Here is a 20,756-nt window from a genome sequence, read left to right as displayed (position 1 = left end):
AACGGTTCAATTCGTCATCGCCATTCTTTCAATCTGTCCTGCAGATTGCAATGGAGCAGCAGAGAAATTTCGCTTGATGGGCGGGAATGTCTGTGCAAGCTTGATTTGAAACGTTTTACAAAAAAATCGATCTTCGGGGAAGCGGGGCATGGTGCGGCGCACACTTTCGGACGGGGCGATGCGGTCATGATGCTGTATGTGCTCCGGCGTCTGGCTGCGACCGTGCCCGTGCTCCTGTTCGTGGCGCTGTTCGTGTTCTTCCTGCTGCGCCTGACACCCGGCGATCCGGCCGTTCTCATCGCGGGGGATCAGGCGACCGAGGCGCAGATCGAGGCCATCCGCCAGCAGCTCGGTCTCGACAAGCCTCTCATCGACCAGCTCGTCGCGTGGTCCGGCCGCATCCTCTCCGGCGATCTCGGCCGTTCCGTTTTCTCCGACATGGAGGTGACGCGGCTCATCGCCATGCGCGTCGAGCCGACCGTCCTTCTGGCGCTGGTGGCCATCGTCATGGCGCTGGTCATCGCCCTGCCGCTCGGCACGCTGGCGGCGGCCAGGGTCGGGACCCGCACCGACCGGGCGGTCATGGCCTTCGCCATGATCGGCTTCTCCTCGCCGGTCTTCGTCATCGCCTTCCTGCTGGTCTATGTCTTCGCGCTGGGGCTCGGCTGGTTCCCGACCCAGGGCTACGTGCCGCTGGCGAACGGCTTCTGGGCCTGCCTCAATAGCCTCATCCTGCCCGGCATGGCGCTCGCCATGCTCTACGCCTCGCTGCTCGCCCGCGTCACCCGCGCGACCCTGCTGGAGGTGCTGTCCGAGGACTATGTCCGCACCGCGCGCGCCAAAGGTCTGATGCCGCTGCGCGTGCTCGTCCGGCACGCATTGCGGAATGCCGCCATTCCCATTGTCACGGTCGTCGGCGTCGGCATTGCGGCGCTGCTCGGCGGCGTCGTCGTCACCGAGACCGTGTTCAACATTCCCGGCCTCGGGCGACTGACGACCGATGCCATCCTGCGCCGCGACTATCCGGTGGTGCAGGGCCTCATCCTGATCTTCTCGGGCGTCTATGTGCTCATCAACCTGCTGGTCGATCTCAGCTACGTGCTGTTCGACCCGCGCGTGCGGTATTGAGGGCGCGATGGCGATGACCGATGCGCCGCCTCAGCCGACAGCGACCACGATACAGGCGGCCGGCGAATGGTTCGGAAAGCTGGCCAGGTTCCTGCGCGGCAATCCGGTGATCTTCACCGGTCTGCTGGTCCTCCTGTTCTTCGCCGTCATGGCGCTGCTGGCGCCGTTGCTCTTCGTCGATCCCGCGCGGGTCAATCCGTTGCAGCGCCTGCGCCCGCCGAGCCTCGCCCACCCCTTCGGCACCGACCAGATCGGCCGCTCGACCCTGTCGCGCACTTTCAATGGCACGGCGATCTCACTCACGGTCGGCGCGCTGGTCACGCTCGTCACCGGGGCGTTCGGGCTCGTGATCGGGCTCGTCGCCGGCTTTGTCCGCCGTCTCGACGGCATCGTCATGCGGGTAATGGACGGCATGATGGCGATTCCCGGCATCCTGCTCGCCATCGCGCTGATGTCGCTGTTCGGCGCCGGCGTTCGCAACGTCATCATTGCCATCGCCATCGCGGAGATCCCGCGCATGGCCCGCATCGTCCGCTCGTCCGTGCTGGTGATCCGCGAGCAGCCCTATGTCGAGGCCGCGCGCGCCGGCGGCACGCGCACGCCGCGCCTTCTCGCCCAGCACATCCTGCCGAATGTCGCGGCCCCGGTGATCGTGCAGGCGACCTATGTCTTCGCCTCCGCGATGATCGTCGAGTCCGTGCTGTCCTTCCTTGGCGCAGGCACACCACCGACCATTCCGAGCTGGGGCAACATGCTGGCCGAGGCCCGCGCCTTCATGCAGCGCGCGCCGTGGATGATCGCCTTTCCGGGCGCCGCGCTCGCGCTCCTCGTGCTCACCGTCAACGTGCTTGGCGACGCCCTGCGCGACGCCATCGATCCGAAGCTTGCGCGGCAGATCCGCGCCTGACCGAACACCCGCGTGACGGGCAAGAGCGCCGAGAAGGCGACGCATGACGAGACAGGGAGGATGGAAGATGACCCGCTGGACGAGACGATTGGCGGTTGCGGCCGCCGCGATGGCGCTGACCATGACGGCGCTGCCGGCCCTGGCGCAGACCGTGCTCAAGGTTCGTCCCTTCGGCGACCTGCGAACGATCGACCCGATCACGACGTCGGACTACATGGTCCGCAACCACGGCTACATGGTCTACGACACGCTGTTCGCGCAGGACTCGTCTGGCGCGATCAAGCCGCAGATGGTCGAGCGCCACAGCGTCTCCGCCGACGGCCTGACCTGGACCTTCGTGCTGCGCGACGGCCTGAAGTTCCACGACAACCAGCCGGTGACGGCGGAGGATGTCGTCGCCTCGCTGAAGCGCTGGGGCGAGCGCGACGGCCTCGGCCAGCAGCTCATGGGCCAGACAGCCTCGCTGACCGCCACCGATGCCAAGACCGTGACGCTGGTGTTGAAGGAGCGCTGGGGCCTCGTGCTGGAAGCGCTCGGCAAGCCGAGCTCCATGGTGCCCTTCATCATGCCCGCGCGCATCGCCGCGACGCCCGCGACGCAGAACATCACCGATCCCGTCGGCTCCGGTCCGTTCATGATGGTGCGCGCGGAATGGTCGCCGGGCGCCAGGATCGTCTACCAGAAGGCGTCGATGTACGTGCCGCGCGCCGAGCCGGCGGACGGCCTCGCGGGCGGCAAGCGCGCCAATGTCGACCGCGTCGAGTGGATCATCATGCCCGACGCGCAGACGGCGCTGAACGCGCTGCAGGCCGGCGAGATCGACATTTTCGAGGAGCTGCCCCCGGACATGATCGAGCTGGTCAAGTCCAACTCGCGCATCGCGGTTGGGCGGCTCTCGGCGCTGCAGGGCGTCATGCGCATGAACCAGCTGCAGCCGCCCTTCAACAATCCGAAGCTGAGGCAGGCGATCCTGCGCCTCGTCGATCAGGAGCAGACGCTGCGCGCCTATGTCGACGACAAGAGCCTCTACACCAACTGCCCATCGTTCTTCATGTGCGACTCGCCCTATTTCTCGAACGCTGCCTGGAAGCCCGCCGACGTCGCGGCGGCCCGCCAGCTCGTGCGCGAGAGCGGCTATGCCGGCGAGAAGATCGTGCTCCTCGACGCCACCGAGACGGCGCTGAGCCCGGCGACCCTCGTCGTCGCACAGGCCATGCGCGACATCGGCCTCAACGTCGACTATCAGGCGATGGACTGGGGCACGCTGTCGAGCCGCCGCACCTCGAAGAATCCGGTGGCGCAGGGCGGCTGGTCGGCCTTCCTCTCCGGACCTGCCGCTCCCGACATGTGGGAGCCGGTCGGCCATCTTGCGCTGCGCTCCAACTGCGACCGCGCGTGGTTCGGCTGGCCCTGCGACGAGACCATCGAGAAGCTGCGCGCGGCCTTCACCATGGCGCCTGACCTTGCCGGGCGGCAGGCCATCGCGCGGCAGATCCAGGAGCGGGCGGTGGAGACGGTGCCCTATATCCCGGTCGGCCAGTTCTGGCTGGTGCGCGGCTATCAGGCGAGCCTCAAGGGTCTGCTGGTCGCCGGCCTGCCCGTCTATTGGAACGTCAGCAAGTAAGGCGCCGTCCATCGCCGATTTCGTCATGCCCGGCCTTGTGCCGGGCATCCACGTCCTCGACCCGGTGGTCGTACCCCGAGCCCACGCCCTCGAAGCAGTCGCGCTCGCTATGGTTCGCGGTTGGCAGAGTACGACATGACGAGCGAACAACGGTCGCTCGCGCCGGAGGCCAGCAGCCGCATCGACGGCTTGTCCTTGAGTTCGCCCTCGAAGCCCTCCGGGTCGCCGTGTCCGGTCCAGGCCTCGATGGAGACGAAGGGCGCGCCCGGCTTCGACCAGATCGCCCAATGCGGGAAACCGGTCGCGGCGAGGGTGACCGCCGGATCACGCGGGCCGGCCTCGTAGCGAACGGAACGGCTGCGGGCGTTCAGGAAGCACAGCGCCTCGGCCGCGAAGGTCTTGTCGTTCAGCGGCAATCTGCGATCGACGAGCGGGACGGGTCGTCTGGCGGAGCTGAACAGGCCGCCGGGCGCAATCACGGGCACGTCGGAGGCTTCGGCCGCTTCGAACACAGTCGCATGGCTCTCGCGCTGCCCGCCGGCGAGGGGCCAGTTGAAGCCGGGATGCAGGCCGACGGCAAAGGGCATCGTTCGCGCGCCCGTGTTCTCCACCTCCACCGTGGCGGCAAGGCTCTCGTGTGCCAGCCGGTATTCCAGCGTCAGTCTGAAAGGGAACGGGTAGGCGGCAAGGCTGGCCCCGGTCTCGCGCAATGTCAGGCGGACGTGGTCCCGCGCCACGGTGTCGATCGCGAAGGCGCCTTGCGCGGCAAATCCGTGAACGCCCATCGGTCGGGCGATACCGTCGATCCGCACAAGTCCGTCGCGTGCCCAGCCGACGATCGGGAACAGCACCGGCGCCGACTGAGCCCACCAGCCGGGGTCGCCCTGCCAGAGCAGTTCGTGCCCGCCCGCGCGCCAGCTGCGGAGCTCGGCGCCGAACGGCGAGACGGCGGCGCTGTAATCGCCTGATTCGAGTTCAATCATGACCGGAGGATAGCCCGGCCGCCCATCAGGGCGCAGCGTTGCGCCGACGCGTCGGGAGGGGTGTGCCCGAAATGAAAACGCCCGCATCGGAAGAACCGATGCGGGCGCTTGAAATTGGTGCCCAGAAGAGGACTCGAACCTCCACGCCTCGCGGCGCTGCTACCTGAAAGCAGTGCGTCTACCAATTCCGCCATCTGGGCGAAGGCGCGTGTCATAGCGAGTGAAAACCGGTGCGTCAACGCACCCGCGCGCAGTTCACCCGCTCTTCGTCATGCCGCGAACACGAAGACCCGTTTCGGCACCAGTTCGCCGCGCTCCACCTCGCAGAGCGCGATGGGATCGCCGCCCGCCGAAGCCCAGGCGGGTCCGTCGATCGGCGCGTCGCGGCCGCGCAGGATGGCGCTCTGGCCGCGCACGAGGCGCGCCGCGATGTCGCGGGTCACCTTGACCTCGGGCACCTCGGCGAGCGCCGCCTCGACGGGCAGCAGCGCATCCTCCAGCGATTGTCCGGTGATCTTGCCATCGGCGAGCTCGCGCAGCTCGGCGAGCGTCACCGTGTCGTCCTCGCCGAACGGGCCGACGCGGGTGCGCCGGAGTGCCGTGACATGGCCGAGGCATTTCAGGTCGCGGCCGATATCGCGGGCAATCGCCCGCACATACGTGCCCTTGCCGCACTCGGCCTCGAACTCGGCCTCCGTCTCCGAGAAGGCGATCAGAGACAGCGTCTCGACGGTGATCGGGCGAGCCTCCAGCGTCACCTCCTCGCCGTCGCGGGCAAGATCGTAGGCGCGCTCGCCGTCCACCTTGATGGCAGAGAATTTCGGCGGCACCTGCATGATCTCGCCGGTATAGCGCGGCAGCAGGGCCTCCACGTCGGCGCGGGCGGGGCGAATCTCGGAGCGCGCCGTCACCTCGCCCTCGGTGTCGTCCGTCGCGGTTTCAGCGCCCCAGGCGACCGTGAACCGGTAGGTCTTGCGGCCGTCCATGACGAAGGGAACCGTCTTGGTCGCCTCGCCGAGCGCGATGGGGAGGATTCCGGTCGCGCGCGGGTCGAGCGTGCCGGCATGGCCACCCTTCTTGGCGTTGAACAGGCGACGAACCTGCGATACCGCCTGGGTCGAGGTCTGATCGAAATCCTTGTCGAGAACGATCCAGCCGTGGACGTCGATCTTCTTGGAGCGGGGCTGGTTCATTCCAGATCGCCTTTGTCCTGATCGGCCTTCTTCACGTCGCGCTGGACCTCGTCGCTGTCGATGAGACGGTCGATGCGCGAGCCCTCGTCGAACGAGCCGTCGATACGGAACCGCAGGTCGGGCGCGTATTTCAGGTTGTTGCGATGAGCAAGCTCGCCGCGCAGGTAGCGCTTGTTGCGGGCCAGCGCCTGGATCACCGCCTGCTGGTCGCCGCCGCCGAGCGGCATGACGAAACAGGTGGCGATCTTCAGGTCCGGCGACATCCGCACCTCCGGCACGGTGACGATATGCGTCTCCAGCACCGGATCATGGATTTCGCCGCGCTGGAGCACTTCGGCCAGCGCATGGCGCATCAGTTCGCCGACGCGCAACTGCCTTTGGGACGGGCCGGAGCCCGTGTCGAAACGTTTGACCATGGTCTTGTGTCCTTCGCCCGGGATCGGACCGGGTGGAAGCGAAAAGGAGGCGGGGAAATACACCCGGAAGGTGCGAAAGGGAAGGGTCAGCCGGCGCGAATCGCCGCCTCCGCCTCTTTGATGGCCTCGGGCGTGCCGACGTGCAGCCACAGCCCGTTGAGCACGAGGCCGTGGAGCCTGCCCTCGGCCAGCGACGCGTTCCAGAGCGTGTTGAGCGAGAAGGTCTCGCCTGCCGCGCGTCCGGCGAAATCCACCGCGCGCATGACCGCCGCGCCGGCATAGGCATAGGGAGCGGCGACACGGGCGCCGCGCCGCTCGAGCCGCCCCTCGCGATCCATGAAGAAGTCGCCGGGGCCGTCGAAGCCGACGCTGTCATTGCCATCGAGCGCGCCGGCGTCGGGCAGCGCCGCCAGCAGCAGCAGCGTGTCCATGCGCGCAGGATCGAAGGCGGCGATCAGCCGGGCGATGTTCGAGGGGCCGCGATCGAGCCAGAAGCTGTCAGCATTGCGGATAACGAAGGTCTCGCCGAGATGGTCGAGCGCCTTGGCGACGCCGCCGCCGGAATCGAGCAGCTCGCCCCGCTCGTCGGAGACAATGATCCGCGGGGTCTCGCGGGTCCGCACCGCGGCCACGATCTGGTCGGCGAGGTGGTGGACATTGACCACCGCCGTCGTCACGCCGGCTTCCGCCAGCGGGTCCAGCACATGGTCGAGCAGCGTCCTGCCCGCGACCTCCACCAGCGGCTTCGGGATGCGGTCGGTGATCGGCCGCATCCGCGTGCCGAGGCCGGCCGCCAGCACCATGGCGGTGTCGATCGGACGGGCGGGCATCTGCGTCAAGGCGACGGCACCCGGTCATCGACCCAGCGCTTCACCTGATGAAGGGCCGGGTGGGCGAGGCAGCGTTGGAGATAGGCCCAGATGCGCGGCAGGTGAGCCAGATATTGCGGCTTGCCGTCGCGCCGGTCGAGCCGCGCGAAGATGCCGAGGATCTTGGTCGCCCGCTGCGCGCCCATGATGGCGTAGAGCCGCGCGAAGGCGGCCATGTCGAAGGACGGGTCGGCAGCCTTCCGGGCGCTGGCGTAGCGGGAGAGGATCTGCAGCTCCAGCTCTTCGGAGACAGTGACACGGGCATCCTGCGCCAGCGAGGCGACGTCATAGGCCGCGGGCCCCATGACAGCGTCCTGGAAGTCGATCAGGCCGACCTTCTCGGCGCCGTCGCGCCCGGCGAGCCAGATCAGGTTCGGCGAATGGAAATCGCGCAGGACCCAGGTCTTGGGCGCCGCCTCGACCTCCTTGAACAGGTCCGTCCAGCGCTGGAGGAAGACGTATTTCTCGCTCGCCGGGATGCGGACATCCTTCATCGGCAGATACCAGTCGAGCAGCAGCTCCACCTCGATGCCGAGCGCCTCGCGGTCGTAGGCGGGCAGCGCATAGGGCCCCTTCGGCGTCGAGAGCGTCGCCGGGCGCGGGCGCGCATGGATCGCCGCCAGCACGTCGACGGCCGCCAGATAGCGCTCCGCCACCGGCGCGCCGTCCTTCAACACGCCGTCGCTGCCGAGGTCCTCGATGATCAGAAAACCCTGTTCGAGGTCGATGGCCTCGATCTCCGGCGGCGACAGGCCGGCATCGCGCAGGCCCTCGGCCATGGCCACGAAGGGCACCATGTCCTCGGCGAGATGGGCGATGCGGCTGTAGGGCAGGCCGTTTCTCACCGGCGGGCCGTCCGGCCTGCGCGGCGCGTTCATCAGAACGGCGCGACGCTGGCCGTCGAGCAGCCGCTCGTAGCTGCGGGTGGAGGCGTCGCCCTGGAGGTGGCGGCGGAGCGACCCGCCCCAGCCGGCATTGTCGAGGAACGTGCGCAGCGCCGCCATGCGGGCGAGACGCGCCGCCCAGGCTCCATGGCCGATCAGCTCGGCGCGGCGGGCGTTCGGCCCGTTGCCGGGGGCGAGCGACAGGGTGATCTCCAGCCGGTCGCCGGACAGCGCGCCGCCGAGCCGGTCGGGCCATTCGACGAGCAGCAGCGCGTTGTCCGACACCTCGTCCCAGCCGAGCTCGGCGATCTCGTCGGCCGAGGCGACCCGGTAGAGATCGGCGTGGACCACCGGCAGGCGTTTGAGGTCGTAGGGCTGGACCAGCGCGAAGGTCGGGCTCGGCACGTCGAGCTTGTCGTCCTCGGCGATGGCGCGGATAAGCGCGCGCGCCAGCGTCGACTTGCCTGTCCCGAGGTCGCCTTCCAGCGTCATGATGTCGTTGGCCTGCGCCGCCATGGCGAGATCCATGGCGAGACGGCGCGTCTCCGCCTCGTTGGCGAGGGTCAGGGCGAGGCGGAAGGGTTCTGTCATCGACGCTTCGGGCGGGGGAAACGCTGGCGGGAAATCTCGGGCGGGGGACGCGTAGGCGACGGACGCAGCGGGCATGGCGCTTGAACTCGGCGGCGATCGGGACGGCAAGCGATCGCGAACGATCTCGGCGCACAGTGAACTGCGTTTATCGTTAATGAAGCGTGTGCCTGAGCATATTTGCGGCCCGCGCGCGGCGGCTGGAAGGCAATCGAAGCGCCGTCCAATGTCCCGCCACACCGCCGATCAGGCGGTTCGCACGGCGCCCGCTGGCTATTCGGCGGCCTTGGAATAGTCGCCGAGATCGGCGGGGAAGGTCACCTTGACCTGGGTTCCGCGGCCCGGTGCGGAATCGACCTCGATCCGGCCCTTGTGGAGCTGCACGAAGCTCTGGACGATGGAAAGGCCGAGCCCGGCGCCGCGATGGCGCGTGCCGGTGGTGAGCGTCTCGAACCGCTCGAACATCCGCCCCATCATGTCAGGTGCGATGCCGGTGCCCTGGTCGCGGACCTTGAAGACGATGGTGTCGCCCTCACGCTCCGCGTCGAGCACGATCAGTCCGCCGCGCCCCGAGAAGCCGATGGCGTTCGACAGGAGGTTGAACAGCACCTGCCTGACACGCTGGGCATCCGCCTTGAACGAGCCGATGTCGCGCGCGACCCGCATCTCGATGCGGTTCTGGTTCTCCGCCAGCCGGTCCTTCACCGCATCGACGGCGGCCTGCATGGCCGCGCGGATATCGACGTCGGACAGTTCGAGCTGCATCACTCCGGCATCGATGGTGGCGAGGTCGAGCACATCGTTGATGATCGACAGCAGCGAGGCGGAGGAGGCGCCGATATAGCCGAGATATTCGCGCTGCCGTTCGTTCAGCGGCCCGATGGCCGGGTCGTCCAGCACCTGCGCGAAGCCGATGATCGTCGTGAGCGGCGTGCGCAGCTGGTATGAGACGTGGTGGACGAAGTCGTTGCGGATCTTGGCAGCCGCCTCCAGCGCCTCGTTCCGCTCGGTCAGAGCCCGTTCGACCATGACCATGTTGGTGACATTGCGGAACGTTACCAGCGTCGCCCCGCCAGGCAGCGGTGCCGTGACCGTGTCGAGAACCGAGCCGTCGGTGCGCTCGATGCGGAAGGAATGCTGGCGCCGCTCATAGGCGAGCGCCGTCACCGCGGAGCGGATCTCGGTCCACACCCCGCCGTCCCTGACATAGGGCAGGCAGAGACTGGCGATCTGGTCGATCCGCGGCTTTTCCGCCAGCACATCGTCCGCGAAATCCCATAGCGCGGCGAACGCGCGGTTTGAGAGCGACAGCCGCCCGTCCGAACCGAACACCGCCACCGCCTCGTCGAGATGGTCGATGGTCTCGCGCTGGACGCGCCCGAGCGCGGCCACCTGCGTCTCCAGCTGCAGGCGTTGGGTCAGGTCGTCGAAGACATAGGTGACGCCGCCTGCCGGGTCCGGATTCTGCACGACCCGCAGGAAGCGCCCGCTCGGCAGCGACCATTCGTGGAGGCGCGGCTCGGTATCCACGGCTTCGTAGACCGTGTGCAGGCCCTTCTTCCACTCGCGGTAGTTCGACTGCTCGGGCAGCTGGCCACGCTCGCGCAGGCGATCGAGAATATCGCCGTCGGTCGGGCCCTGATGCAGGAAGGCCGGCGGCAGGTCCCAGAGCTGGCGGAACGCCTCGTTGTGGAAGACCAGCCGCTTGGCCGAATCGAAGATGGCGACGGCGGTGGCGAGCTGGTCGAGCGTGCGCTTGTGCGTCTCCATCTCGACGGAAAGCTCGGAACGCACGGTCTCCAGCTCGGTCACGTCGATGGCCATCCCGGCCGCCCCGCCCGCTGCGGGCCGCTCGATCACGTCGAAGACGCGCCGCTGGCCGGCGGCGATGGCCGCGACGCGCCGCGCGAAGGGCTCGCCGGCGCCGCGCTGGCGAGCCGCTTCGGTGCGGTCGCCCGTCTCAAGCAGTTCCGCGCCGGCCGCCACCGCTGCAGCGCCCGTCTCCGCGTCGGTCGCCGTCGCATAGGCATCGTTGACCCAGGCGATCCGGCCGTCGGCGTCGCGCAGCCAGACCGGAACCGGGATGGAGCCGAGGAAGGAGCGGATCGTCTGCGTCTCGCGGCTCAGCGCCTCGTGGCGGGCGGCGAGCTGGATCAGCTCCTCGCGCACGCCCGAGACGAGGCGCAGGCGCAGCACGGCGCGCCCGCCGATGGCGCGCCCCTCGGCCTCGATGGGCCGTCCGGCGAGCGTCACAAGATCCGCCCGGAACGGCGTGCCGCCGCGGCGCAGCGCCTCCACGGCGCGCTCGAGTTCCGCCGCGCGTTCCGCCGGCAGCCAGGCACCGAAGGCCAGCGCCCGGCGGGCGGCCGGCAGCTCGGTGACCAGCGACACGTCGCCGACGATCTCGGGCTCGTCCTTGTCGCCGCCCCAGACGACGACAATGTGCGGATCGAGGGTCAGCAGCGCGTTCGTCCTGTCCAGGGCGAGCTTCAGCGCGTTGATTTCCTCGCGTGTGCGCACCTGGTCCTGCGATGCCTTGGTGCGGCTGCGCAGCAGCGCGATGCCGGTGATGACGCCGAACACGACGACACCGACATTGAGTCCGAACGCCGCCCATTCGTGTGCGCGGATTGCGGAGAAGGCATGGAAGACGTCGATCCCGGACTCTTCGGCCGAGACGAGCGCGGTGGATGACAGGAGCAAGGCGGTCGCGGCAGCCGCAAGACGGATCGGGCGCTGGAACAGCGCGCGTGCGGCGCGTTGCCCGCCGCCGGATGCATCGTCGACCTGATCCAGGCCCGGCATCGCTGATCCTTCACCACGCGGCCCGCATCATCCCCGCTTCAGCGGCATCGCAGCAACGCCGCCCCGCGCCGCGAATCACTGCCAATCTACCCTCTCGGCGACTCGCGGTTTAAGAGTCCGAAACGGGAACGTTGCGACGAAATTGCAAGGCGCGGAATCCGGGCAACACGGTCAGAGCGGCGGCAGCTCGCGCCGCATGGTAATCGCATCCGCCGCGCCGCTTGCTGACTTGTAGTAGCCTTTGCGTCTGCCGATCGTCGCAAAGCCCCGCCGTGCATAGAGTTTCAGCGCCGGAGCGTTCTCCGATTCGACCTCCAGGAACAGGTTGCGGATGCCCGCGCGCATCAGGTCCTTGACGTGCTCGTCGAGCAGGCGGCCGGCCAGCCCGCGTCCGCGCAGGCGCGGATCGACGGCGACAGTGAGAATCTCGGCCTCGTCGGCGGCGAGGCGGCTCAGCACGAAGCCGGCTGCCGGCGCGCCGGCACGGCGGCGGATGACATGGGCCAGTACGGCGCTCTCGCCCAGCATGGCGACGAAGTCGTCAGCGGGCCAGCCGCGATGGAAAGCGTCGGCGTGGATGGTGGCGAGGTCCTCGGCATCGGCGGTCTCGGCCCGGGCAATGACGAGGCTCGTCTGCGGCCACCAGGACCAGAGGTCGAGAAAGGGGCTCACCGCGCCCTCCCGAACAGCGGCGCGGACGCCTGCGGCTTGGCGTCGACGGCCTTGAGATAGAGCGGCCGGCAGGGCGAGGTTGCGGGATCTGCGGCAGCGCCGAGCCGCGCGACGACGGCGATGTCGGGATAGGCCGCCTCGTCGAGGATCACCGGCGGCGAGGCGCCGACCGGCCAGGCGCCGAGCACGGCATCCGCGCCGGGTCCCACCAGGGCCACGGGCGCGGCGGCAGCAAGTCCGGCGGCCTCGGCCACCGGCATATATCGCGGCGGCACGGCGAGCATCCGGTCATGGCCGGTCAGCGACGCATAGACATGATCGTGCCGGGCATCGATGGCGGCGAGGACCGCGACGGGTTCGGCGGTGGCAAGATGGGGTTCGGAAAGGGCGGCAAGCGTCGGAATGCCCACCGCGTCGCCGCCGGCCGCCAGAGCCATGCCGCGCGCCGCGGCGATGGCGACGCGCAGGCCCGTGAAGCTGCCAGGGCCGACGGTCGCGACGAAGCGCCGGCAGTCGCCCGCGCCGATGCCGGCCTCGCCGCACACTTCGGCGGCGAGCGGCACGAGCCGCTCGGCATGGCCGCGCTCCATCGGCTCGGAGCGCCGCGCGAGCACGCGGCCGGAGCCGGTGTCGAGGATGGCGGCCGAACAGGCGCCGAGCGCCGTGTCGAGTGCAAGAACGAGCATGACAGGGTGCTACACCCTCTGGCGCGCTGCCGGAAGGGTGTCGAACGGCGCCGTGGCGGCGATGGCCGACGGACGGTCCGGTCCGTCAGACGGACTGGACCTCGCGCACGTCCGGCAGGAAATGCCGCATCAGGTTCTGAATGCCGTGCTTGAGCGTCGCGGTCGAGGACGGGCAGCCCGCGCAGGAACCCTGCATGGCGAGATAGACGATGCCGTCCTTGAAGCCGCGGAAGGTGATGTCGCCGCCGTCGGCCGCAACCGCCGGGCGCACGCGCGTCTCCAGCAGTTCCTTGATCGTATCGACGGTCTCGGCGTCGGCGGGATCGAAGAACTCCTCGTTGCCGTCCGGCACGAGGCTCGCCTCGCCGCGCACCAGCGGCTGGCCGGACATGTAATGCTCCATGATCGCGCCGAGGATCGCCGGCTTCAGGTGCGGCCACTCGGCCGAGCCCTTGGTCACGGTGATGAAGTCGTTGCCGAAGAACACGCCAGCGACGCCGTCGATGGCGAACAGCTTCTCGGCCAGCGGCGACTGCTTTGCGGCCTCGGGCGTCGGCATGTGCAGGGTGCCCTCGTCAAGAACGACGCGGCCGGGCAGAAACTTCAGGGTCGCCGGATTCGGCGTGGCTTCGGTCTGGATGAACATGGCTGGCTCCTCGAACGCCCGGTTCAAGGCCGGGGCCGGTTTGGAATGATTCAATCGAACCATTCCACGAAACATGTGGCGAGGGCGGGGCGCGCCGTCAACCGGATTCAGGGGGCGACGATCAGGCCAGCGCCGCGATGTCGTCGTCGGAGAGGTGTCCCGGCACGATCGCGACCGGAATCGGGTAGGAACCGGCGGACCGGGCGAGGCTCGAGACCAGCGGTCCCGGCCCGTCCTTGCCGGTGCCGGCGGCGAGAATAAGGATCGCGACGTCCGGATCATCCTCGATCTGCGCCAGGATCGCGTCGGCCAGCACACCCTCGCGCACCACCAGTTCGGGCTCGACGCCGACGAGCTTCATGGTCCGGTCGGCGGCGGCGTCGAGCTTCGCGCGCGCCTCCGCGTGCGCCTCCGCGCGCATGACGTCCGCGACCCCGAACAGCGCCTGTCCGTCGCCGACGCTCGGTTCGATCACCGCCAGCATCAGCAGCCCGTGGCCGGTGCGCGAGGCACGGCGGGCGGCGAAGACGACGGCGCGGTCGCATTCGGGGCTCTCGTCCACCACCACCATGAATTTGGGGTTGTGTCCGCTCTGGTAGGCTTCGCGCTTGCGGGGCATCGGGGCCTCTCATCGACCGCAAGGCCACAATGTCGCACCCACCGGGCAGGCCGCGCAAGCTAGCCGGCGACGATGAGCCCGGCGAAACAGGCCAGCACCACGGCGGCGACGCGCGAAATCCCGTGCTGCGCCCTGCCTGCCGCCAGCCTGCCGATGCCGGCCCCGACCAATATCCATGCGGTCGCAACCACGACAACGAGGCCCGAGAAGGCGAGGAGGTAGGCCAGGGCGTCCGCCTCGGACAAGGGCAGGACGACGAGAGCGAAGATCGCCGCCTTCGGATTGAGCAGCGTCGTCACGAAGACGCGCGCCGGGCCGATGCCCTGGGCTTCGGCATCGGCGAGCACCGGCCGCCGCCACAAGGCGATGGCGACGAGGACGAGGTAGAGCCCCGCCACAAGGCGCAGGACCTGACCGAATGCCGGATAAGCGGCGATCGTCGGAGCGAGAACGACGTGTATTGTGAGGATCGCAAGCAGATATCCCGCGATCTCCGCGCCGATCAGCGGCAACGAGCGCATTGCGCCGACCAGTGCCCCGGAGGTCGCCAGCAACGTGTTGGTCGGTCCGGGCGTGCCGAGCAGGGCGAGGACGGCGAGGGCGAAGAGCATGGGATCGGTCATGGCGCGACCTTCGTCCAGTGGACGCCGGCCCGCCTTGATCTCGCTCAGCCGCCGTTCCGCCCCCCGAAAGCCCAGCACATCCTTCCAAACGGGGGCTGCTGCTGCTATGTGCGGCCCATGACCGACACGCCTCTCGACCTGATCCGCAACTTCTCGATTGTCGCGCATATCGACCACGGCAAATCGACGCTCGCCGACCGCCTCATCCAGGTGACCGGCGGCCTGTCCGAGCGCGAGATGACCGAGCAGGTCCTCGACAACATGGACATCGAGAAGGAGCGCGGCATCACCATCAAGGCGCAGACCGTGCGCCTCGAATACAAGGCCGAGGATGGCAAGACCTATGTCCTGAATCTCATGGACACGCCCGGTCACGTCGACTTCGCCTATGAGGTGTCGCGCTCTCTCGCAGCCTGCGAGGGCTCGATCCTCGTCGTCGACGCCAGCCAGGGCGTCGAGGCCCAGACCCTCGCCAACGTCTATCAGGCGCTCGATGCCGGCCACGAGATCGTGCCGGTGCTGAACAAGATCGACCTGCCGGCGGCCGAGCCGGAACGCGTCAAGCAGCAGATCGAGGACGTGATCGGTCTCGACGCCTCGGACGCGGTCGAGGTCTCGGCCAAGACCGGCCTCAACATTCCGGCCGTGCTGGAAGCCATCGTGAAGCGCCTGCCGGCCCCGAAGGGCGACCGCTCGGCGCCGCTCAAGGCCATGCTGGTCGATAGCTGGTACGACGCCTATCTCGGCGTGATCGTGCTGGTCCGCGTCATCGACGGCTCGATGAAGAAGGGCCAGCGCATCAAGATGATGGGCACGGACGCGGTCTACGACATCGACAAGATCGGCGTTTTCACGCCGAAGCTGAAGGATGTGCCGGATCTCGGTCCCGGCGAGGTCGGCTTCATCACCGCGTCGATCAAGGAAGTCGCGGATACCCGCGTCGGCGACACCATCACCGACGAGAAGAAGCCGACGGCGCAGGCGCTGCCGGGCTTCAAGCCGGCGCAGCCGGTGGTCTTCTGTGGCCTCTTTCCGCAGGATGCCGCCGATTTCGAGGATCTGCGCGCCGCCATGGGCCGGCTGCGTCTCAACGATGCCAGCTTCTCCTTCGAGATGGAGAGCTCCGCCGCCCTCGGCTTCGGCTTCCGCTGCGGCTTCCTCGGGCTTCTGCACCTCGAGATCATCCAGGAGCGGCTGGAGCGCGAGTTCAATCTCGATCTGATCGCAACCGCGCCCTCGGTCGTCTACCAGATCCTGCTGCGCGACGGCTCGTTGCTGGAACTGCACAATCCCGCCGACATGCCGGATCCGATGAAGATCGAGATCATCTCGGAGCCGTGGATTCGCGCCAAGATCATGACGCCGGACGACTATCTCGGCTCGGTCTTGAAGCTCTGTCAGGATCGCCGGGGCATCCAGGTGGACCTGACCTATGTCGGCTCGCGCGCCATGGTCACCTACGATCTGCCGCTGAACGAGGTGGTTTTCGATTTCTACGACCGGCTGAAGTCGATCTCGAAGGGCTATGCCTCCTTCGACTACCAGATCACCGACTATCGCGAGGGCGATCTCGTGAAGATGTCGATTCTCGTCAACGGCGAGCCGGTGGACGCGCTCTCCATGCTGGTCCATCGCAACCGCGCCGAGAGCCGCGGCCGCGCCATGTGCGAGAAGCTGAAGGACCTGATCCCGCAGCACCTGTTCAAGATTCCGATCCAGGCGTCGATCGGCGCCAAGGTCATTGCCCGCGAAACCATCTCGGCCCTGCGCAAGGACGTCACCGCCAAGTGCTATGGCGGCGACATCTCCCGCAAGCGCAAGCTTCTCGACAAGCAGAAGGAGGGCAAGAAGAAGATGCGCCAGTTCGGCAAGGTCGATATTCCGCAGGAAGCCTTCATCGCCGCACTCAAGATGGACGCCTGACGCAGGCGCGGAGCGCCCGGTCCGCCGGGTCGCATGCGGCGTCTGCGTGAAAGGAGAAATATCTTCTCCTTTCACGGACGACCGCCCCGCTGCGGAGAAGGACGCTCTCCTCAAGGCTGGCTGTTTTGCCAGATCGGGTCCATGGACCCACCGGCTGCTCCGGCTCGGGGGAGAAGCCTGTCCTCCTGACAGCGCGTCCAGACGACAAGACCCTTCCCCTTTCATCCGTGGATTCGACGGGTTTGGTCTTATTTCCCGGAACATATTGAATAGTCGTATGTTTTCGGACTTCCTCCGATCTCAGGTTGGCGCTTTCCGGCGCGGCCGCATCGAGGAAGACCGACATGTCGAGCCCGTCCGTTCCGTCCCGCCTGCGCGATGCCGCCGGCGTCCTGCTGGCCTTCGGGCTGGTGCTCGGCACCACGATCTATGCCCGTGGCCAGACGGCGCCCCCGCCGGTCAATCTGGTCAACGTCTCCTATGATCCGACACGCGAGCTCTACCGGGCCATCAACGAGGCCTTCACCCGCCACTGGCGCGAGACGGCCGGTCAGCAGGTCACCATCCGGGCCTCGCACGGCGGTTCCGGCCGTCAGGCGCGCTCGGTCATCGACGGGCTCGACGCCGATGTCGTGACGCTGGCGCTGGCCGGCGACATCGACGCCATCGCCCAGCATTCGCGCCGCCTGCCGGCCAACTGGCAGACCCGCCTGCCCAACAATTCCTCGCCCTACACCTCGACCATCGTCTTCATCGTCCGCAAGGGCAATCCGAAGGGCGTCCGCGACTGGGCCGACCTTGCCCGACCCGGCGTCGGCGTCGTGACACCCAATCCGAAGACCTCCGGCGGCGCGCGCTGGAACTATCTCGCCGCCTGGGCCTACGAGCTCGACCGCACCAGCAACGACCAGGCCGCCGCGAAGCGCTTCGTCGAGGCCATCTACCGCAACGTCTCGGTGCTCGACACCGGCGCGCGCGGCTCGCTCACCACCTTCGCCCAGCGCAATGTCGGCGACGTCTTCATCTCCTGGGAAAACGAGGCGCATCTGGCGCTGAAGGAATTCGGCGAGGACAAGTTCGAGATCGTCTTCCCGTCGCTGTCGATCCTCGCCGAGCCGCCGGTGGCCCTCGTCGACCAGGTGGTCGACCGGCGCGGCACGCGGGCGGTGGCGCAGGCCTATCTCGACTTCCTCTATTCGCCCGAGGCGCAGCGCATCATCGCGCACAATTTCTATCGGCCGAACCTGCCGCAGCATGCCGACGTCGCCGATCTCGCCCGCTTTCCCCAGATCAGGCTGGTGACCATCGATCAGGTCTTCGGCGGCTGGACCAGGGCGCAGGCCGAGCACTTCGCCGACGGCGGCATTTTCGACCAGATCCATCGTCCCTCGGCAGCCACGCGATGACCGCTTTCGCGCTACCCTCCCGCGCGATCGCGATCCCGAAGCCGAGCGCCTTGCCCGGCTTCGGGATCACTTTCGGCTTCGCGCTGGCCTACCTGTCGCTGATCGTGCTCATCCCGCTCAGCCTGCTCGTCTGGCGCGCGAGCGGCCTCGGCCTTGGCGGTCTCATCGGCATCGCAACCCAGCCGCGGGTGCGCGCGGCGCTGGAAACCAGCTTCTACCTGTCCTTCGCCGCGGCCGCGTTGAACGCCGTCTTCGGCCTCGTCATTGCCTGGGTCCTGACGCGCTACAGCTTTCCCGCCCGCGCGCTGATCGACGCCATGGTCGACCTGCCCTTCGCGCTGCCGACGGCGGTCGCCGGCATTGCGCTCGCCGCGCTTTACGCGCCGAACGGCTGGGTCGGCTCGTGGCTGGATGCGTGGTTCGACCTGAAAGTCGCCTTTACCCCGCTCGGCATTTTCGTGGCGCTGACCTTCATCGGCCTGCCCTTCGTCGTGCGCACCGTGCAGCCGGTCGTCGCCGAGCTCGACCGCGAGATCGAGGAGGCCTCCGCGACCCTCGGCGCAAGTCGCTTCCAGACCATCGCACGGGTCATCCTGCCGACGCTGGTGCCGGCCGTGCTGACCGGCTTCGCGCTCGCCTTCGCGCGGGCCGTCGGTGAATACGGCTCGGTGATCTTCATCGCCGGCAACATGCCCTTCGTCTCCGAGATCGCGCCGCTGCTCATCATCGTGCAGCTCGAGGAGTTCAACTATGCCGGCGCGACCGCCATCGCGACGATCATGCTGGCGCTGTCCTTCGCAACCCTCTTCTCCATCAACCTGATCCAGGCCTGGAGCCGACGGAGGCTCGGTCATGGCTGAGGCGCTCCACGCAGTCCGGGGGCAGGGCTGGCGACCGGTCGCGTCCGAGCAGCCCGTGGTGCGTTGGGCTCTCACTGTGATCGCGGTCGGCTTCGTCGCGCTGTTCATCCTTCTGCCGCTCGCCGCCGTCTTCGCCGAGGCGCTGCGCAAGGGCGTGCCGGCCTTCGTCGAGGCCTTCAACGACGAAGCGACGCTGGCGGCGGTGCAGTTGACGTTGCTGGTGGCGGCCATTGCCGTACCTGCGAACCTCGTCTTCGGCCTCGCTGCCGCATGGGCCATCGCCAAGTTCGAATTTCCTGGCAAGAGCCTTGTCATCACGCTGATCGACCTGCCGTTCTCGGTCTCTCCGGTCGTCTCCGGGCTCGTCTTCGTCCTGCTGTTCGGGTCGCACGGCCTGTTCGGCGAATGGCTTCAGGCGAACGACATCAAGATCATCTTCGCGGTGCCGGGCATCGTGCTCGCCACCATCTTCGTGACCTTCCCCTTCGTCGCGCGCGAACTCATCCCGCTGATGCAGGAGCAGGGCACATCCGAGGAGGAGGCGGCGCTGACCCTTGGTGCCTCCGGCCTGACCACTTTCCTGACCGTCACTCTGCCGAACGTGAAATGGGCGCTGCTCTACGGCGTCCTGCTCTGCAATGCCCGCGCCATGGGCGAGTTCGGCGCGGTCGCCGTCGTCTCCGGCCATATCCGTGGCCTGACCAACACAATGCCTCTCCACGTGGAGATCCTCTACAATGAGTACAATTTCGTTGGCGCCTTCGCCGTCGCTTCGCTTCTCGCCGGCCTCGCCCTCGTTACGCTTCTCGCCAAATCCCTCCTCGAATGGCGATACGGCGACGAGCTTGCGGGCGCGCACCGGCATTGAGGCGGCGCCCGCCGCCATCCACGTCGAGGCCATCACCAAGGCCTTCGGCGGGACGGCGGCGCTCGACGGCATCGACCTCGATATCCGTGGTGGCGAACTGCTGGCGCTGCTCGGACCGTCCGGTTCCGGCAAGACGACGCTGCTGCGCGTGATTGCGGGCCTCGAGTCGATCTCGTCCGGCCGCGTGCTGTTCGGCGACGAGGATGCGACGCGCCTTGCCGTACAGCGCCGCCATGTCGGCTTCGTCTTTCAGCACTACGCGCTGTTCCGGCACATGACGGTGGCCGACAACATCGCCTACGGCCTTTCCGTGCGCCCCCGCGCACAGCGCCCCTCGCGCGCCGATATCCGCCGGCGCGTGTCCGAGCTTCTCGACCTCGTCCGGCTGCCGGGACTGGAGAGGCGCTATCCCGGCCAGTTGTCCGGCGGCCAGCGCCAACGCGTCGCGCTCGCCCGCGCGCTCGCGGTCGACCCCAAGGTGCTGCTGCTGGACGAGCCCTTCGGCGCGCTCGACGCGCAGGTGCGCCGCGACCTCCGGCGCTGGCTGCGGGAGATCCACGAGCGCACCGGCCACACCACCATCTTCGTCACCCACGACCAGGACGAGGCCCTGGAGCTCGCCGACCGCGTCGCGGTGCTGAACCGTGGCCGCATCGAACAGATCGGCACGCCCGACGAGATCTACGATCGACCGGCCTCGGCCTTTGTTGCCGGCTTCGTCGGCGAGCCCTCGCGCCTCGACGTGCTGGTCGCGGACGGCAAGGTCCGCCTCGGCGACGTCACGCTTGCGCCCGCCATACCGAACGCACCGGCCGGTCCCGCAGCGCTGTTCATTCGGCCCGCCGATATCGACCTGGAAGCGGCAACCGGGCCGCGCATTGCGGCGACCGTCGCAGGCGTCCGTCGTGCCGGCGCCGTCCGTCGCGTCGAGCTGCTGGTCGCGGATGGTCACCCGCCCGTCGAGGCCGAGATTGCGCCCGGCCGCGTCATCGCTCGCGGCGATACGGTGGGCTTCTCCCTCAAGACCCTGCGCCTGTTTCCGTCGCATTGAGGAGC

At 68.1% G+C, this 20,756-nt stretch carries 19 protein-coding genes and 1 tRNA gene; 8 read left to right on the top strand and 12 right to left on the bottom strand.

What is annotated here, in order from left to right; all coding sequences use genetic code 11:
- Positions 1-186 precede the first annotated feature (186 nt).
- The 3 genes from JNK84_RS16625 (at position 187) to JNK84_RS16615 (ending at position 3,659) form a co-directional block, all read left to right on the top strand.
- On the top strand, positions 187-1,128 hold the full coding sequence (locus tag JNK84_RS16625) for an ABC transporter permease (RefSeq protein ID WP_293425792.1): 942 nt from the start codon (positions 187-189) through the stop codon (positions 1,126-1,128).
- Positions 1,129-1,135: 7 nt separating this feature from the next.
- Positions 1,136-2,035, top strand: coding sequence for an ABC transporter permease (locus JNK84_RS16620; protein ID WP_293425791.1), 900 nt, complete (start codon positions 1,136-1,138; stop codon positions 2,033-2,035).
- Positions 2,036-2,102: 67 nt separating this feature from the next.
- Entirely contained in the window at positions 2,103-3,659 is a 1,557-nt protein-coding gene (locus tag JNK84_RS16615; RefSeq protein ID WP_293425790.1) for an ABC transporter substrate-binding protein, read from the top strand.
- Between the two features lie 107 nt (positions 3,660-3,766).
- Here the strand turns inward: JNK84_RS16615 and JNK84_RS16610 are convergent, their stop codons facing one another.
- The 12 genes from JNK84_RS16610 to JNK84_RS16555 form a co-directional block, all read right to left on the bottom strand.
- Positions 3,767-4,729, bottom strand: coding sequence for an aldose 1-epimerase family protein (locus tag JNK84_RS16610; RefSeq protein WP_293425789.1), 963 nt, complete (start codon positions 4,727-4,729; stop codon positions 3,767-3,769).
- A 28-nt stretch (positions 4,730-4,757) separates the two neighbouring features.
- Positions 4,758-4,842, bottom strand: a tRNA-Leu gene (locus JNK84_RS16605).
- A gap of 69 nt (positions 4,843-4,911) precedes the next feature.
- Complete coding sequence (gene truB, locus JNK84_RS16600; RefSeq protein WP_367272358.1) at positions 4,912-5,835, bottom strand: tRNA pseudouridine(55) synthase TruB; 924 nt, start codon at positions 5,833-5,835, stop codon at positions 4,912-4,914.
- Complete coding sequence (gene rbfA / locus JNK84_RS16595) at positions 5,832-6,251, bottom strand: 30S ribosome-binding factor RbfA (RefSeq protein WP_293425788.1); 420 nt, start codon at positions 6,249-6,251, stop codon at positions 5,832-5,834. The genes truB and rbfA overlap by 4 nt, the downstream gene beginning before the upstream one ends.
- A gap of 86 nt (positions 6,252-6,337) precedes the next feature.
- Entirely contained in the window at positions 6,338-7,081 is a 744-nt protein-coding gene (locus JNK84_RS16590) for a nucleotidyltransferase family protein (RefSeq protein WP_293425937.1), read from the bottom strand.
- 5 nt (positions 7,082-7,086) lie between these two features.
- Entirely contained in the window at positions 7,087-8,595 is a 1,509-nt protein-coding gene (tsaE, locus tag JNK84_RS16585) for a tRNA (adenosine(37)-N6)-threonylcarbamoyltransferase complex ATPase subunit type 1 TsaE (protein ID WP_293425787.1), read from the bottom strand.
- A 270-nt stretch (positions 8,596-8,865) separates the two neighbouring features.
- Entirely contained in the window at positions 8,866-11,397 is a 2,532-nt protein-coding gene (locus JNK84_RS16580) for a sensor histidine kinase (RefSeq protein WP_293425786.1), read from the bottom strand.
- A gap of 171 nt (positions 11,398-11,568) precedes the next feature.
- Entirely contained in the window at positions 11,569-12,069 is a 501-nt protein-coding gene (gene rimI / locus JNK84_RS16575) for a ribosomal protein S18-alanine N-acetyltransferase (protein WP_293425785.1), read from the bottom strand.
- Positions 12,066-12,755, bottom strand: a complete 690-nt coding sequence (gene tsaB / locus JNK84_RS16570) for a tRNA (adenosine(37)-N6)-threonylcarbamoyltransferase complex dimerization subunit type 1 TsaB (protein WP_293425784.1) — start codon at positions 12,753-12,755, stop codon at positions 12,066-12,068. The genes rimI and tsaB overlap by 4 nt, the downstream gene beginning before the upstream one ends.
- 85 nt (positions 12,756-12,840) lie before the next feature.
- The gene (locus JNK84_RS16565; protein ID WP_293425783.1) at positions 12,841-13,401 is read right to left on the bottom strand and encodes a NifU family protein; all 561 of its coding nucleotides are present in this window, start codon (positions 13,399-13,401) and stop codon (positions 12,841-12,843) included.
- Between the two features lie 121 nt (positions 13,402-13,522).
- Entirely contained in the window at positions 13,523-14,020 is a 498-nt protein-coding gene (locus JNK84_RS16560) for a universal stress protein (protein WP_293425782.1), read from the bottom strand.
- Positions 14,021-14,079: 59 nt separating this feature from the next.
- On the bottom strand, positions 14,080-14,643 hold the full coding sequence (locus JNK84_RS16555; protein WP_293425781.1) for a LysE family translocator: 564 nt from the start codon (positions 14,641-14,643) through the stop codon (positions 14,080-14,082).
- Between the two features lie 117 nt (positions 14,644-14,760).
- Here JNK84_RS16555 and lepA point away from each other — a divergent pair, with 117 nt between their 5' ends.
- The 5 genes from lepA (at position 14,761) to JNK84_RS16530 (ending at position 20,751) form a co-directional block, all read left to right on the top strand.
- The gene (gene lepA / locus JNK84_RS16550) at positions 14,761-16,566 is read left to right on the top strand and encodes a translation elongation factor 4 (protein WP_293425780.1); all 1,806 of its coding nucleotides are present in this window, start codon (positions 14,761-14,763) and stop codon (positions 16,564-16,566) included.
- Between the two features lie 344 nt (positions 16,567-16,910).
- Entirely contained in the window at positions 16,911-17,972 is a 1,062-nt protein-coding gene (locus JNK84_RS16545; RefSeq protein ID WP_293425779.1) for a sulfate ABC transporter substrate-binding protein, read from the top strand.
- A complete protein-coding gene (gene cysT / locus JNK84_RS16540; protein ID WP_293425778.1) occupies positions 17,969-18,832 on the top strand; it encodes a sulfate ABC transporter permease subunit CysT in 864 nt (287 codons plus the stop codon). Before JNK84_RS16545 ends, cysT begins: the two co-directional genes overlap by 4 nt.
- On the top strand, positions 18,825-19,700 hold the full coding sequence (cysW, locus tag JNK84_RS16535; protein ID WP_293425777.1) for a sulfate ABC transporter permease subunit CysW: 876 nt from the start codon (positions 18,825-18,827) through the stop codon (positions 19,698-19,700). The genes cysT and cysW overlap by 8 nt, the downstream gene beginning before the upstream one ends.
- A 16-nt stretch (positions 19,701-19,716) precedes the next feature.
- The gene (locus JNK84_RS16530) at positions 19,717-20,751 is read left to right on the top strand and encodes a sulfate/molybdate ABC transporter ATP-binding protein (RefSeq protein WP_441343265.1); all 1,035 of its coding nucleotides are present in this window, start codon (positions 19,717-19,719) and stop codon (positions 20,749-20,751) included.
- Positions 20,752-20,756: the final 5 nt, after the last annotated feature.

The organism is Phreatobacter sp. (assembly GCF_016793595.1).
Lineage (GTDB): Bacteria > Pseudomonadota > Alphaproteobacteria > Rhizobiales > Phreatobacteraceae > Phreatobacter.
The sequence above is the reverse complement of the archived record's forward strand: the minus strand, read 5'-3'. Positions and strand labels throughout refer to the sequence as shown.

Coding starts and splice junctions, on each gene's coding strand:
- JNK84_RS16625 (WP_293425792.1), top strand. CDS start 187: ATGATGCTGTATGTGCTCCGGCGTCTGGCTGCGACCGTGCCCGTGCTC.
- JNK84_RS16620 (WP_293425791.1), top strand. CDS start 1,136: ATGGCGATGACCGATGCGCCGCCTCAGCCGACAGCGACCACGATACAG.
- JNK84_RS16615 (WP_293425790.1), top strand. CDS start 2,103: ATGACCCGCTGGACGAGACGATTGGCGGTTGCGGCCGCCGCGATGGCG.
- JNK84_RS16610 (WP_293425789.1), bottom strand. CDS start 4,729: ATGCGGGCGTTTTCATTTCGGGCACACCCCTCCCGACGCGTCGGCGCA.
- truB (WP_367272358.1), bottom strand. CDS start 5,835: ATGAACCAGCCCCGCTCCAAGAAGATCGACGTCCACGGCTGGATCGTT.
- rbfA (WP_293425788.1), bottom strand. CDS start 6,251: ATGGTCAAACGTTTCGACACGGGCTCCGGCCCGTCCCAAAGGCAGTTG.
- JNK84_RS16590 (WP_293425937.1), bottom strand. CDS start 7,081: ATGCCCGCCCGTCCGATCGACACCGCCATGGTGCTGGCGGCCGGCCTC.
- tsaE (WP_293425787.1), bottom strand. CDS start 8,595: ATGACAGAACCCTTCCGCCTCGCCCTGACCCTCGCCAACGAGGCGGAG.
- JNK84_RS16580 (WP_293425786.1), bottom strand. CDS start 11,397: ATGCCGGGCCTGGATCAGGTCGACGATGCATCCGGCGGCGGGCAACGC.
- tsaB (WP_293425784.1), bottom strand. CDS start 12,755: ATGCTCGTTCTTGCACTCGACACGGCGCTCGGCGCCTGTTCGGCCGCC.
- JNK84_RS16565 (WP_293425783.1), bottom strand. CDS start 13,401: ATGTTCATCCAGACCGAAGCCACGCCGAATCCGGCGACCCTGAAGTTT.
- JNK84_RS16560 (WP_293425782.1), bottom strand. CDS start 14,020: ATGCCCCGCAAGCGCGAAGCCTACCAGAGCGGACACAACCCCAAATTC.
- JNK84_RS16555 (WP_293425781.1), bottom strand. CDS start 14,643: ATGACCGATCCCATGCTCTTCGCCCTCGCCGTCCTCGCCCTGCTCGGC.
- lepA (WP_293425780.1), top strand. CDS start 14,761: ATGACCGACACGCCTCTCGACCTGATCCGCAACTTCTCGATTGTCGCG.
- JNK84_RS16545 (WP_293425779.1), top strand. CDS start 16,911: ATGTCGAGCCCGTCCGTTCCGTCCCGCCTGCGCGATGCCGCCGGCGTC.
- cysT (WP_293425778.1), top strand. CDS start 17,969: ATGACCGCTTTCGCGCTACCCTCCCGCGCGATCGCGATCCCGAAGCCG.
- cysW (WP_293425777.1), top strand. CDS start 18,825: ATGGCTGAGGCGCTCCACGCAGTCCGGGGGCAGGGCTGGCGACCGGTC.